The following is a 12,826-nucleotide window of genomic DNA, read 5'->3' on the forward strand; positions in this document are numbered from 1 at the left end:
GCCACCCGCGTGACCGCCGAAACCCGACTGCTGCCGCTGATTGCCAACCGGGACCTCGATGCCCCGCTGGCTTGGCGGGCCGGCGTGCCGGTCAGCACGCGGCAGTTCCTGGCCGACGTGGCCCGCTTCGCGCCAGAGCTACCGGCGGAGGGGAAGGCCGTCAACCTGTGCGTCGACCGCTACGCCTTTGCCGTCAGCCTGGCGGCTGCGCTGGTGCGCGGCCATGCGAGCCTGTTGCCGCCCGACGCGCGGCCCGACACGCTGGCGCGCCTGCTCGAATCCGGCGGATCGAAGCTTTTCGCGCTGACCGACAATGCCGATCTCGCCACGCTTGGCATGCCGCGCGTGCTGATCGAGGACCGCTCCAGCCCTGAAGGCGGGGACGGCCTGGAGGTACCGCTCATCGACGGTGCCATGCACGCGGTGAGCCTGCTGACTTCCGGCTCCACCGGCGTGCCCCAGCCGCACGCCAAGCGATGGGAAACGCTGGTCGGCGATGTTGCGGTGGCCGTAGAGAGGCTCTCCAGCCTGCTCGGGCTGCCGTCACTCGCCGGCCTGACGCTGGTGGCAACCGTGCCGGTGCAACATAGCTATGGGTTGGAATCGTCCGCACTGCTGGCCATGCTCGGCGGCGCCGCGTTCGAAAGCGGACGGCCGTTCTTTCCGGCCGATGTCGCCAGAACCCTGGAATCGGTTCCACGTCCGCGCGCGCTGGTCACCACGCCTTTCCACCTGAAGACGCTGCTTCTGTCGGGCACTGAACTGCCGGCGGTCGACCTGATTCTTTCTGCCACCGCGCCGCTGTCGCCGCAACTTGCGGCCCAGGCCGAGCAGGCGCTCGGGGGCGTGCTGATCGAAATTTACGGCAGCACCGAATCGGGACAAGTCGCCACCCGCCGCACCACGCAGAGCGAAATCTGGGAAAACTTCGGCAGCATCCGCGTGCATGTCGAGCCAGGCGAGGGCGACGGTCCCGAGCGCTTCATCTTCAGCGGCGATTTCCTGCCCGAGCCCACGCCCATGGCCGACGTGCTCGAACTGCTCGACGCGCGCCGCTTCCGGCTGTTCGGCCGCGCCAACGACCTGATCCACGTGGCGGGCCGGCGCAGTTCGCTCGCGCACCTGAACTATCACCTCAACAGCATTGCTGGCGTGCAGGACGGCGCGTTCTGGCTCCCCGACGAAGTGGCCGACGGCGTGGTGCGCCCCGTGGCCTTCGTGGTGGCGCCCACGCTCTCGGCCGGCGAAATCATCGCCGCGCTGCGGCAGAGGCTGGAGCCGGTGTTCGTGCCGCGCCGCGTGGTGCAGGTGAAGGCTTTTCCGCGCGAAGGCACCGGCAAGCTCACGGTGCGGGCACTGCGTGAATTCGCACTCGCTCAGCTTGCGGACGACACCACCCCGGTGCAACTGGCGCATGCGGTGCCCATCGACCATCCGGCGTTCGCCGGCCACTTTCCGGGCCAGCCGCTGTTGCCGGGCGCGCTGATCCTGGCCGAGGTGATGGAAGCCGTGCAGCGCGTGCCGGCGCTGGTCGCGCGCCTCGGCAGCCATCCCACGCTGGCGGCCGCCAAGTTTCTCGCGCCCGTGCGGCCCGGCAGCATGCTCTTGATCGAGCTGCATCCCGAGTCCGGCGCCGCGCGCGGCGTGCGCTTCGACGTGCGCTGCGACGGCGTGGTGGCTGTCACCGGCCGCTTGGCCGCTGTGCAAGAGTCCGCGTGATGAAGCACACCGATGCCGAAACGCGCGCCGTGAACGACGCAGCGCAAGCGGGGCACCGCGGCGACTGGGCGCACACGCCCGAGCGCAGCAACATGCTGGCCCTGCGTCTCATCTGCCTTGTGGCGCTGGTGTGCGGCCGGCATGTCACGCGCCTGCTGCTGCCGCCGATCAGCCTGTACTTTCTCTTGTTCGCGCCCGCGCCGCGTCGCCACATCAAGCGCTACCTGTTCAGGGCCATCGGTCCGCACGCCGGCTGGATCGACGGCTACCGCCTGCTGCATGCCTTTGCCTCCACCGTGCTCGACCGCGTGTATTTCTTGCGCGGGCGCATGAACCTGTTCGACGTGAATGTAAAAGGCAACCCCGCGCTGGAAGCCGAGGCGCTGGGCGGACGCGGCGCCTTCCTGCTGGGTGCGCACGTCGGCAGCTTCGAGGCAATGGGCGCCTGCAAGCAAAAAAGCGAGCACAAGCAAGAGCTTCGGCTCGCGATGCTGATGTATCCCGACAATGCGCAGCGCATCAACGCCATCCTCAACGCCATCAGCCTGCCCGAACTGCGGCCTCACGTGATCGCGCTGGGCCGCCCCCATTCGATGCTGGCGCTGCGCGACTGGCTCGATGGCGGCGGCCTCGGCGGCATGCTCGCCGACCGCACCCTGCCGGGCAGCGAAGACCAGCCGGCGCAGCAGCGCGGCAACACCATCGTGCTGCCATTCCTCGGCCAGCCGGCAAGTTTCAACGACGGCCCGTTCCGCCTTGCGGCGCTGCTGCGGCGCAAGGTGTTCTTCATGGCCGGCCTCTATGGCGGGGGCGCGCGCTACGATGTTCAGTTCGACCTTTTGGCCGACTTCAGCGAGCGGTCAATCGATCCCGCCGAGCGGGAACGCCGCATCCAGGCGGCGGTCGAAGCCTACGTGGCGCGCCTGGAAGCGCTGTGCCGCGCCTATCCGTACAACTGGTTCAACTTTCATGATTTCTGGCTCGAAGATTCGGTTTGACTGGCTGTGCAGGAGCTTGCTGCTGGCAATGGCCTGCTGCGCCGCGCCGGCCTGGGCTCTCGACCTGCCCGAGCTGATGGGGCTGCTCTCCAAGCAGAAAAGCGGTGAGGCCCGCTTCACCGAACAGCGCTTTGTGCACGGCCTCGAAGGCCCGCTCGATTCGCGCGGCACGCTGAGTTTCAACGCCCCCGACAAGCTGGTGCGGCGCACCTTGTCGCCACGCGAGGAGACGATGGCGGTGGAAGGCAACACGCTCACGCTGTCGCGCGGCGGCCGCAACCGCACTCTGACGCTCGACAGCATGCCCGAACTGCTCGGCCTGGTCGAAGCCATGCGCGGCACACTGAGCGGCGACGGCACGACCTTGCAGCGGTATTTCCGCAGCACGGTGAGCGGCTCGGCCGCCAACTGGACGCTCGACCTGCTGCCGGCCGACAGCCGGCTTGCCGCCCAGGTGCGCAGCATCCGCATCAGCGGGCGCGCCAGCGAGGTGATCGGCCTCGAAATGGAATTCGTGGGCGGTGACCGCTCGGTCATGAGCATCACGCCCGAACGCCCGGGCGCCGCCGGACGCACCACGCCGTGAAGGCACGCGAGGCCGGAGGAGGGCCGCCGAGCTGGCAGCGCCGCGCGGTGGTGCTGCTGGTGTGGGCCCTGGTCCTGCTCGGCGGCGCGCTGCAGATTGCGCGCACGCACTTCAGCGCAGACCTTTCGGCCTTCCTGCCCAAGAGCCCCGACGTGCGGCAGCAGGTGCTCATCGAGCAGCTGCAAAGCGGCGTGGCATCGCGCACGCTGATGCTCGGCATCGAAGGCGGTGCCAGCGCGGAGGTGCGCGCCGCGGTGTCGCGCGCTGTCGCCAAGGCCATGCGCGAAAGCCAGCTGTTCGACCTGATCCAGAACGGCGACACCGGTGATTGGAGCGAAGCCGGCACCTGGGTCTTCGAGCACCGCTACCAGCTCTCGCCCGGCGTGCGGCCCGAGCAGTTCACGGTCGCCGGCCTGCGCGACGCGATCTACGAAACGCTGTCGATGCTGGGCACGCCGGCCGGCAATGCGATCAAGCCATTGCTCGACCGCGATCCGACCGGCGAAACGCAGCGCATCGCCGTGGAGTTGACGCCGGCCAGCGCGCCGCGCAGCGAAAACGGCGTCTGGATGTCCCGCACCGCGCCGCGCGCGCTAATGATCGCCACCACACGCGCGGCGGGCAGCGATCTCGACGCGCAGGCCGTGGCCATCGCACGGGTGCAAGCAGCTTTCGATGCTGCAACGCAGGGCATCGCCGAGGCCAACAAGCCGAAGCTGCTGCTGAGCGGCCCGCCCGTTTTCTCGGTGCTGAGCCGCGACAAGATCAAGACCGAGGCGATTCACCTCGCCATCGTGGGCGGTATCGTGATGGGAGGCCTGCTGCTGCTCGCGTTCGCCTCGCCGCGCGCGCTGGTCATCGCGTTCCTGCCGGTGGCCACCGGCGTGGTGGTCGGAACCGCCGCGGTGAGCGTGGTGTTCGGCTCGGTGCACGGCATGACGTTGGGTTTCGGCAGCACGCTGATCGGGGAGACGGTCGACTACGCCATCTATTACCTGATCCAGGCCCGCGGCGCCGCCGTGGCCGGCACCGGCTGGGCCCGCTGGCGCGAGGTGCATTGGCCTACCGTGCGGCTCGGACTGCTGACCTCGGTGTGCGGTTTCGCGGCTCTGGTGTTCTCGGGATTTCCGGGCCTGGCGCAACTGGGTGTGTTTTCCATCGCGGGGCTCGTGGCTGCCGCGCTGGCCACGCGCTATGCGCTGCCTATGCTCGCGCCGGATGGCGCCACCGGCATGGGCATGCGCAGGTACATGGCGCAGGCTGCCGGCATGCTCGTTCGCGGCCTCCCGCGCCTGCGCTGGGTGTTGGCCGGGCTTGGCGCCGCCGCGCTGGTGGTGGTGATCTGGCAGGGCGGCCATCTCTGGCGCGCCGACCTCGGTGCGATGAGCCCGGTGCCCAAGTCGGCACAGCAACTCGACGAAATGCTGCGTGCCGATATCGGCACTGGCGACGGCGGCACGCTGGTGGTGGTCTACGGCGCCGATGAAGAAACGGCATTGCGCAACACTGAAGCCGCCACGGCACGGCTCGAGGCGCTGGTCGACAAGGGCGAGCTCGGCGGTTTCGAGGCCGTCACCCGCGTGCTGCCGAGCGTGGCGACGCAGGCGGCGCGCCTGGCCAGCCTGCCCGAGAGCGAAGCGCTGCGCACCCGGCTGGCCGAGGCCACGCAAGGCTCGCCGCTTCCGGCCACGCGGCTCGGGCCTTTCCTGGCCGACGTCGAGGCCGCGCGCAAGCTGGCACCGGTGCGGCGCGCCGACCTGACCGGCGGGCCACTCGGCTCGGTGGTCAACACGCTCATGTACCAGCGCCCGGGCGGCGGCTGGTCGACGCTGGTGGTTCTGCACCCTGGTCCGAACTTCAACGCAGGCCGGCTCGAAAAGGCGCTCGCGGGCGTGCCCGAAGTGCAGGTGGTCGACGTCGGCCGCGAGTTGGCGGGGCTGTATCAGCGCTACCTGCACGAGGCCTTCGTGCAGGTGCTGCTCGGCGCGCTGGCCGTGGTGGTGCTGCTCGGCATCTACCTGCGTTCAGGCAAGCGCCTGCTCGCGGTGTGCCAGCCGTTGGTCGTCGCAGTGGTGCTCACACTCGGCGGCATGGCCGTGCTTCAGGTCCCATTGGGCATCCTGCATCTGGTCGGGTTGTTGCTGATCGTGGCGGTGGGTTCCAACTACGCGCTGTTCTTCGACCAGTTGCGCGTGGCCGGGCGGGCCGACGAGGACACGCTGGCGTCGCTGATGCTGGCCAACCTGACCACGGTGGTGTCTTTCGGGTTGATTGCGATCTCGGACATCCCGGCGCTGTCGTCGATCGGCCGTGTGGTCGCGCCGGGTGCCTTGCTGGCCTTGTTGCTGTCGGCCGCATTTGCCCGGCGATTGGGGCCACCGCCCGCGCACGGCTGATGGGACAATCCCGCGCCATGTCTTCCGCTTCCGCCGCATCGTCCGAATCCTGGCCCTGGCCCCCAGCCATTCGCGCCAGCGCGGCCTGGCACGTGGCGGCCATCGGCGTGGGCGCCCTGGTGCCGGGCGCCATGCCCTGGGCCATCGGTGCCATCGTGCTGAACCATGCGCTGATCACTGGCGCGGGGCTTACGCCGCGCAGCAACCTGCTGGGCCCCAACGTCACGCGCCTGCCCGAGGCGGCCGGCGCCCGGCGCCAGGTGGCCATCACAATCGACGACGGGCCAGATCCCGAGGTCACGCCGAGGGTGCTGGACCTGCTGGATGCGCACGGCCAGCGCGCCACCTTCTTCTGCATTGCCGAGCGCGTGCTTGCCCACCCGGCATTGGCGCGCGAGATCGTGGCGCGGGGCCACAGCATCCAGAACCACACCGCGCGGCATCGGCACAATTTTTCTTTTCTAGGCCCCCGCGGCTTTGCCAGCGAGATTGCGCGGGCGCAAGACATCCTGGCCGAAACCACCGGCCAAAGGCCTACCTGTTTCCGCGCGCCAGCCGGCTTGCGCAATCCGTTCCTGGAGCCCGTGCTGCACCGGCTCGGCTTGTCGCTCGTAAGCTGGACGCGCCGCGGCTTCGACACGCGCGAAGGCGACCCGGCCAAGGTCATGGCGCGCCTCGCCCGCAACCTACAGGCGCGCGACATCCTGCTTCTGCACGACGGCAACGCCGCGCGCACCCCTGAAGGAACCCCCGTTTTGCTGGAGGTATTGCCCTTGCTTCTCGAACGCTTGCGCGCTGGCGGACTGCGTGCCGTCACCCTGCCGGAAGGCCTTGAACCATGAGCGCCATGCCGCCTCTTTCCACCGATACAGCCTGGCGCGAACTTCACGAGGCCGCCACGGTTCCCTACAAGAAGGGAGGCACCTTCGCCTGGCATTTCGCGCGCGGCAAGCTGGGGCGCGACCCCGTGTTTCGCGGGCTGCTCGAACGCGGCCTGATCGACTCGGCGCATCGCCGTGTGGTCGATATCGGCTGCGGGCAGGGGCTCTTCGCGAGCTTGCTGGCGTCGATGAGCCGCATGCAGGCGCATGGCCGCTGGCCCTCGTCGTGGAAGGCCACGCCGGTAGCAGCCGACTACACGGGCATCGAACTGATGCCCAAGGACGTGGCGCGTGCCGCGGCGTCCATCGGGCACCTGCAACCGGCGCCACGGCTGCTTTGTGCCGACATGTGCACGGCACCGCTGCCCGAGTGCGACCTGGTCGTGATTCTCGACGTGCTGCACTATGTCGACATCGAGGCGCAAGACAGCGTGCTGCAGCGCGTGCGCGACGCGTTGCGGCGCGGCAGCAATACGAATGCCCGGCTGCTGCTGCGCATTGGCGACGCGTCGAGCAAGCGTGGGTTCGCCATCAGCCAGTGGGTCGATCGCACCGTGACACGCATTCGCGGCCACAAGGTGTCGCCCACCTGGGGCCGCCCGCTGGCCGATTGGGTGGCGGTGCTGCAGCGGCTGGAGTTTCGCGTGCAGAGCATTCCGATGAGCGAAGGCACGCCCTTCGCCAACGTGCTGCTCGTGGCCGACCTGGAGCCCACCGCGTGACCATGGCTCCGCAGACACTCGACCGCGCGGGGATTGCCGAGCGCATTCCGCACAGCGGCAGCATGTGCCTGCTCGAGCGGCTCGAGCGCTGGGACGCCGAGTCCATCCATTGCAGCACCCACACGCACCTGCAGCCCGACAATCCGTTGCGGACGACGGGTGGATTGCTTGCGCCCAACGCGATCGAGTACGCGGCCCAGGCCATGGCGCTGCATGGCGGCCTGCTGGCCGCCGAGGGAAGCACACCATCGGCCGGCTTTCTGGCGAGCGCGCGCAACGTGCGCTTCTCGGTCGTGCGGCTCGACGACATTGCTGGCGCGCTGCAGGTGCAGGCGAGACGCCTTTCGGGCGACACGAACCAGATCCTCTATGAATTCGCGGTGAACGACAGCGCCGGGCGTGTGCTGGCCGAGGGCCGCGCCGTGGTGGTGCTGAACACGCCGCTTGCAACCGGAGCCACGACGCCATGAGTCCCGCCGGCCGCCCGAAGGGGACTTGCACCACAGCCCGCAGGGCGGAGGTTTACCCATGACTCTTGAAGGAAAACGCGCGCTGATTACCGGCGCCAGCGGTGCCTTGGGCGCCGCCATGGCCGAGCGCCTGGCGCGCGACGGCGCCACGGTGCTGTTGCATGCCAACTCGCGCCCCGAGGCGGTGGAGCAACTGGCGGCTGCCATCGTGGCCGCGGGCGGCAAGGCCGAGTGCCACGTGTTCGACCTGCGCAGCGACGACGCCTGCCGGGTGGCGTGCGAACGCATGCTCGAAGGCGGGCCGGTGCAGATCGTCGTCAACAACGCGGGCGTGCACGACGACGCCGTGCTGCCCGGCATGCGCGCCGAGCAGTGGCACAAGGTCATCGACATTTCGCTCAACGGATTTTTCCGTGTGACGCAGCCGTTGCTGCTGCCGATGATGCGGACGCGCTGGGGGCGCGTCATCAATCTTTCTTCGGTGTCGGCACTGACCGGTAATCGCGGGCAGGTCAACTATGCCGCGGCCAAGGGCGCGCTCAACAGCGCGACCAAGGCGCTCTCGCTCGAAGTGGCGTCGCGCGGCGTGACCGTCAACGCCATTGCGCCGGGCATCATCGCCTCGCCCATGGCCGATGCGGTGTTCGACCCCGCCATGGTCAACCAGATGGTCCCGATGAAGCGTGCCGGAACGCCGCAGGAAGTGGCGGCGCTGGCTTCTTTTCTGGTGAGCGACGAGGCGGCCTACATCACGGGGCAGGTGATCTCGATCAACGGCGGGATGATCTAGCCCGCCGAGTTTCTCAAGACTGGAACGGCGGCATGCGCCGCGCCTTGCGCCACAGAAGCCCGGGCAGGCGCAAGGCGAATTCGAACATCAGCCGCGTGTGCATCCAGGTCAGCAGCACGTTGTCGCGCCCATAGCGAAAGTGCGACACCCCGCCTTCCGCGGCCGTCAGGTATTTCACCGGCGCATCGATGTTCACTGGCTTGACGCCGCGCCATGCGAGCCGCACGACGGCTTCGGTGTCGAAGTCGAATCGGCGCATCCACGGCTGACGCGTCATCACGCCGATCAGTTCGGCCACCGGGTACACGCGAAATCCGTAGAGCGAGTCGCCCACGCCGGCAAACAGGGTCTCGAGCTGGGTCCAGCCGTTGGACACGCGCCGCCCGCGCACCCGCAGCAGCGGGGCGGAAGCATCGAATACTGGTCGGCCTAGCACCATGGTTTCCGGCCGGGCCTGCGATGCATGCATGAAAGCAGGAATCAGATCGGCCGGATGCTGGCCGTCGGAATCCATGGTCAATGCGTGGGTGAAGCCAGCTTTCCGAGCCTCGCGCAGGCCGTGCAGCACGGCCGCGCCCTTGCCCTGGTTCTGCGGCAGCAGCCACACCCGCAGACCCGGGTCGCCTTCGGCCATTTGCTGCAGGCGCTCGCCGGTGCCATCGGTGCTGCCGTCCACCACCACCCAGACAGGATTCCACTGAGCGCGCGCCGCTTCGACCGTCGAGAACAGGCGTTCGCCCGTGTTGTAGCTGGGGATCAGGACAAGGTGTGTGCGCGAGGCGTCTGGCATGCGGGGGACGCGTCGGTGGCGCGCTGTTCCATGTTTTTGCGAAAGTATTGTTCCAGCTCCGCTTGCAGCAGGTGGCTGTCCGGAAGCGGCGCGAACCGCTCGCCCAGCCGCAGCTTGAAGACGATGGGTAGCGGCGGCACGCGCCACAGCGGCCAGCCCTTGCTGAGGTAGGGCGAGTCGGTCTCGATGAACACGGTCTGGATCGGCGCCTGCGCGAGCTTGGCGATCAGCGTCACGCCGTGGCCGAAGGGGTTGACCGGCGGAGTTACCGTGCGCGTGCCTTCGGGAAAGATCACCAGCTGGCCGCCGTTGCGCAAGTCGGCCACGGCCAGCCGCACCATGGTGCGCGCGGATTCGTTGCTGATGTAGCGCGCGAGCCGCGCACCCGCGCCAAGGAAGATGTTGTGCAGCAGGTCGGCCTTCATGATGCAGGCGCTGCGCGGCAGCCGCGCCACCAGCAGCAGGGCGTCGAGCATCGTGGGATGGTTGGCGACGAAGATCACGCCGGGCTCGTTGCGCATCGGGTCCAGGCAGCTGGCGTCGATGCGCATCATCCCGGTCACGGAGGCCAGGCCCCAGAACATGCGGTACGCAAGGGCGATGGTCAGCCGCCCCAGCGTGCGGGCAGGCGCCTCCGGCATCACCGGATAAAGCAGCATGGCGACGAAATTCCAGGCCAGCGAAATGAGGCCGAGGAAAAGCAGCTGCGCGTAGAGCATCAACGCGAGTGGAATGGCCGTGAGAATGCGCAGCACGCGGGTCATCGACATGGGGTCGTCGGTCCGATCGATCGCAACGGGTCAGGCCCGCAGGCGACCCGGCGCGACCGCATGGGCTTCGATCTCGACCAAGAGGTCGCTGCGGCAGATGTCCGCCTCCAGGTAGACGGCATGACGGATCATCGGCGCGCCGGCACCGACCGCGCTTTCGATCACGCCGCGCACCTTGTCGGTGTCCGCCGGATGTCGGACGTAGACCACGCAGTCGAGCGTGGCGAGCGAGAACGCTCCCGAGACGTGGGTGACCTGGCTGTTGGCGGCCGCAATCACGGCTTCGAGATTGCGCAGCGTTTCTCGGGTTTGCTCCAGTACGTCGCCGTGATGAACGGTTTCGTGGCCCACGATGCTCGCGGTGCCCGAGATGAATAGCGCCACCTCGCCATTGCCGATGTCGGCCAGCGCGGCACGCGAGAAGGTGGGCGAACGCGGCCCGTAGGTTTCCGGGTAGCGGTAGGCCGAGACCTGGCGCGGATTTTCGACCGGCAACGGCGCCTTCTGGCCGGCCAGGAAGCGGATCGACAACGCGCCCTGGTGGATGCCCAGCGCGCAAGCCGCGGGCGCGCCTTCGAAGGCGGCGCGGCCGGCTTCGAAGAAGGCCTCCTGGCGTCCGAGGTTGAACTGGCGGTAGCGCTCCAGCCCGCCGCCGTCGGCATTGATCTGCGGCAGGTAGTTCCAGATGCGCAGCAGGTGCGGTGTGGCGGCCTGGTCCAGCGTCTTGAACAGATCGCGATAGGCGCGGTGGGCAATTTCGGCGAGGTTCTGCTTTTCGACCGATTCATCGATATCGATGGCGCCCAGCAGCCAATGGCCGTCGCTGCGCCAGCGGACGATGCCGGTGGTGCCCGATTCGACGTGCGCCGCGGTCACGTGCCAGACATCGGCCATGGCGCCTTGCGCCGAGAGAACGCGCGCATTGACCGTGGGCATCCACGCCAGCTCGTGCGGCGTGCCGTAGCCGAGCGCCGCAAAAGGCGCGGCACCGTTCGCGGCCAGCGCGAGGCAGGCGGGCAGTGAAAGGCGCTCGACGCGCAGAGGTGAGGTTTCGCCCTGGACTTGCACGGTCAGCCGGCCTCGACGATGGTTTCCGGTTTGCGGGCCATGTACTCGGAGAAGACACCCAGGCTTGCGTGCCGGCGCACGTCGGTGAAACCGGCGGCGCGCAGTGCCTCAAGCACGCGTTCGGGCGGAATGCAGGCCTCGATGGTGTCCCAGTAATAGCGCCACAGCTCCGAGGTATTGGAACGGCGTCCGACCACGCGGGCGATCAGCGGCACCACCGCGCGCATGTAGCCCTTGAGCAGCGCGGTGGCGATGCGGCCGTTCGGCTTGGTGATCTCGAGCACCACCAGACGTCCGCCGGGGCGCAGCACGCGATGGAACTCACTGAAGGCCGCCGCCACGTCGCTGATGTGGCGCATGGCATAGCCCATGCTCACGAAGTCGCAGCTGGCGTCGGGCCGGGGCAGTGCTTCTGCCACGCCGGCAACCAGTTCGACGCCAGGCAGGTCGATCTGCTCCATCATGCCGACGCTGGGATCGACACCCGTCAATTTGCCGGTCGGGCCGATGATCTTGAGCGCCTCGCGGGCGACCAAGCCGGTGCCGATGCCGACGTCGAGCACCTGCGCGCCCTGGGCCAGCCCGGCCTGCGTCAGCGCGTCCCGCCGGTAGGACGGGCCCGTGCCGAAGGCGAGCACGCTCTCGATGCGGTCGTAGTCGGCGGCGGTGCTGTCGAAGATGCGACGCAGGAACGCCTGGTGCTCCGTCTCGTTCTTGTAGTACAGCGGCAGGGGGGTGTGAGGCGGCAGGATGGTCGGTTTCCCGGGCCCGACGGAAGGCGATGGCGTCATCGGGGGATTATCACCAAAAGGGAGCGCCGCCTCGGCGCCGACTCGCCAGCCGTTGTGTGCGCCGGACAGTAAACTCGGAGCCTGCTTTGAAAACACAAGACTGCGAGATAGAAAGCCATGGCCGGACATAGCAAATGGGCAAACATTCAGCACCGGAAGGGCCGCCAGGACGAGAAGCGCGGCAAGCTCTGGACGCGCGCCATTCGCGAAATCACGGTGGCAGCGCGCGCCGGCGGGGGTGACCTGAGCGCCAACCCCCGGCTGCGGCTGGCGGTAGAAAAAGCCAAGGCAGTCAACCTGCCGATCGACACCGTCAAGCGCAACATCGACAAGGCCACCGGCAATCTAGAAGGCGTCAATTACGAAGAAATTCGTTACGAAGGGTACGGCATCGGTGGCGCGGCGATCATTGTCGACACCATGACCGACAACCGGGTGCGCACCGTGGCCGAAGTACGCCACGCCTTCTCCAAGCACGGCGGCAACATGGGAACGGAAAACTCGGTGGCCTTCCAGTTCAAGCACTGCGGGCAGATCATCTTCGCGCCCGGCACCGATGAAGACAAAGTCATGGAAGCCGCGCTCGAAGTCGGCGCCGAAGACGTCGTCACCGACGATGACGGCGCCATCGAGGTGATCACGGCCGTTGCCGATTTCGAAACCGTCAAGAACGCGCTCGAAGCCGCCGGCCTCAAGCCCGAGGTGGCCGAGGTCACCATGCGGGCCGAAAACACGATCGAACTGACCGGCGAAGACGCCGCCAGGATGCAGAAGCTGCTCGATGTGCTGGAAGACCTGGACGATGTCCAAGAGGTCTATCACAACGCCGCACTTTCCGAATGAAT

13 protein-coding genes are annotated in these 12,826 nt (G+C 68.1%); 9 read left to right on the forward strand and 4 right to left on the reverse strand.

The genetic code is table 11. The features are described from left to right. Window positions 1-9 precede the first annotated feature (9 nt). From ASC78_RS04340 to fabG, 8 genes are read left to right on the forward strand one after another with little or no spacing between them, the layout of a single operon-like run. Window positions 10-1,719, forward strand: coding sequence for an AMP-binding protein (locus ASC78_RS04340; protein WP_055796900.1), 1,710 nt, complete (start codon window positions 10-12; stop codon window positions 1,717-1,719). After that, on the forward strand, window positions 1,719-2,717 hold the full coding sequence (locus tag ASC78_RS04345; protein ID WP_055796903.1) for a hypothetical protein: 999 nt from the start codon (window positions 1,719-1,721) through the stop codon (window positions 2,715-2,717). The genes ASC78_RS04340 and ASC78_RS04345 overlap by 1 nt, the downstream gene beginning before the upstream one ends. Beyond that, window positions 2,689-3,303, forward strand: a complete 615-nt coding sequence (locus ASC78_RS04350) for a LolA-related protein (RefSeq protein ID WP_055796906.1) — start codon at window positions 2,689-2,691, stop codon at window positions 3,301-3,303. Before ASC78_RS04345 ends, ASC78_RS04350 begins: the two co-directional genes overlap by 29 nt. Then, window positions 3,300-5,699 carry an MMPL family transporter gene (locus ASC78_RS04355; RefSeq protein WP_055796915.1) on the forward strand — a complete coding sequence of 800 codons (2,400 nt, stop codon included), beginning with the start codon at window positions 3,300-3,302 and terminating at the stop codon, window positions 5,697-5,699. The genes ASC78_RS04350 and ASC78_RS04355 overlap by 4 nt, the downstream gene beginning before the upstream one ends. Next, complete coding sequence (locus ASC78_RS04360; RefSeq protein WP_055796917.1) at window positions 5,699-6,541, forward strand: polysaccharide deacetylase family protein; 843 nt, start codon at window positions 5,699-5,701, stop codon at window positions 6,539-6,541. Before ASC78_RS04355 ends, ASC78_RS04360 begins: the two co-directional genes overlap by 1 nt. Further along, window positions 6,538-7,302 carry a class I SAM-dependent methyltransferase gene (locus ASC78_RS04365; protein ID WP_055796921.1) on the forward strand — a complete coding sequence of 255 codons (765 nt, stop codon included), beginning with the start codon at window positions 6,538-6,540 and terminating at the stop codon, window positions 7,300-7,302. The genes ASC78_RS04360 and ASC78_RS04365 overlap by 4 nt, the downstream gene beginning before the upstream one ends. A gap of 2 nt (window positions 7,303-7,304) precedes the next feature. Next, a complete protein-coding gene (locus tag ASC78_RS04370) occupies window positions 7,305-7,772 on the forward strand; it encodes a hydroxymyristoyl-ACP dehydratase (protein WP_200934264.1) in 468 nt (155 codons plus the stop codon). Between the two features lie 58 nt (window positions 7,773-7,830). After that, window positions 7,831-8,562, forward strand: a complete 732-nt coding sequence (gene fabG / locus ASC78_RS04375) for a 3-oxoacyl-ACP reductase FabG (RefSeq protein ID WP_055796926.1) — start codon at window positions 7,831-7,833, stop codon at window positions 8,560-8,562. A 13-nt stretch (window positions 8,563-8,575) separates the two neighbouring features. On the opposite strand, the gene ASC78_RS04380 is transcribed toward fabG, so the two are convergent. Genes ASC78_RS04380 through ASC78_RS04395 form a run of 4 tightly spaced genes read right to left on the reverse strand, consistent with a single transcriptional unit; the run spans window position 8,576 to window position 11,981 of the window. Beyond that, window positions 8,576-9,352 (reverse strand): glycosyltransferase family 2 protein, encoded by a 777-nt coding sequence (locus tag ASC78_RS04380; RefSeq protein ID WP_055796929.1) that lies wholly within the window; start codon window positions 9,350-9,352, stop codon window positions 8,576-8,578. After that, window positions 9,319-10,122, reverse strand: a complete 804-nt coding sequence (locus ASC78_RS04385; RefSeq protein WP_235504983.1) for a lysophospholipid acyltransferase family protein — start codon at window positions 10,120-10,122, stop codon at window positions 9,319-9,321. The genes ASC78_RS04380 and ASC78_RS04385 overlap by 34 nt, the downstream gene beginning before the upstream one ends. A 30-nt stretch (window positions 10,123-10,152) precedes the next feature. Next, window positions 10,153-11,190, reverse strand: a complete 1,038-nt coding sequence (locus tag ASC78_RS04390; protein WP_055796933.1) for a chorismate transformation enzyme, FkbO/Hyg5 family — start codon at window positions 11,188-11,190, stop codon at window positions 10,153-10,155. Between the two features lie 2 nt (window positions 11,191-11,192). Beyond that, window positions 11,193-11,981, reverse strand: coding sequence for a class I SAM-dependent methyltransferase (locus tag ASC78_RS04395; RefSeq protein WP_055796935.1), 789 nt, complete (start codon window positions 11,979-11,981; stop codon window positions 11,193-11,195). 117 nt (window positions 11,982-12,098) lie between these two features. Here ASC78_RS04395 and ASC78_RS04400 point away from each other — a divergent pair, with 117 nt between their 5' ends. Then, window positions 12,099-12,824: a YebC/PmpR family DNA-binding transcriptional regulator gene (locus tag ASC78_RS04400; RefSeq protein ID WP_055796937.1), complete on the forward strand. Its 726-nt coding sequence runs from the start codon at window positions 12,099-12,101 to the stop codon at window positions 12,822-12,824. Window positions 12,825-12,826: the final 2 nt, after the last annotated feature.

Source organism: Variovorax sp. Root318D1, assembly GCF_001424835.1.
In the GTDB taxonomy this organism is placed as follows: Bacteria; Pseudomonadota; Gammaproteobacteria; order Burkholderiales; family Burkholderiaceae_C; genus Variovorax.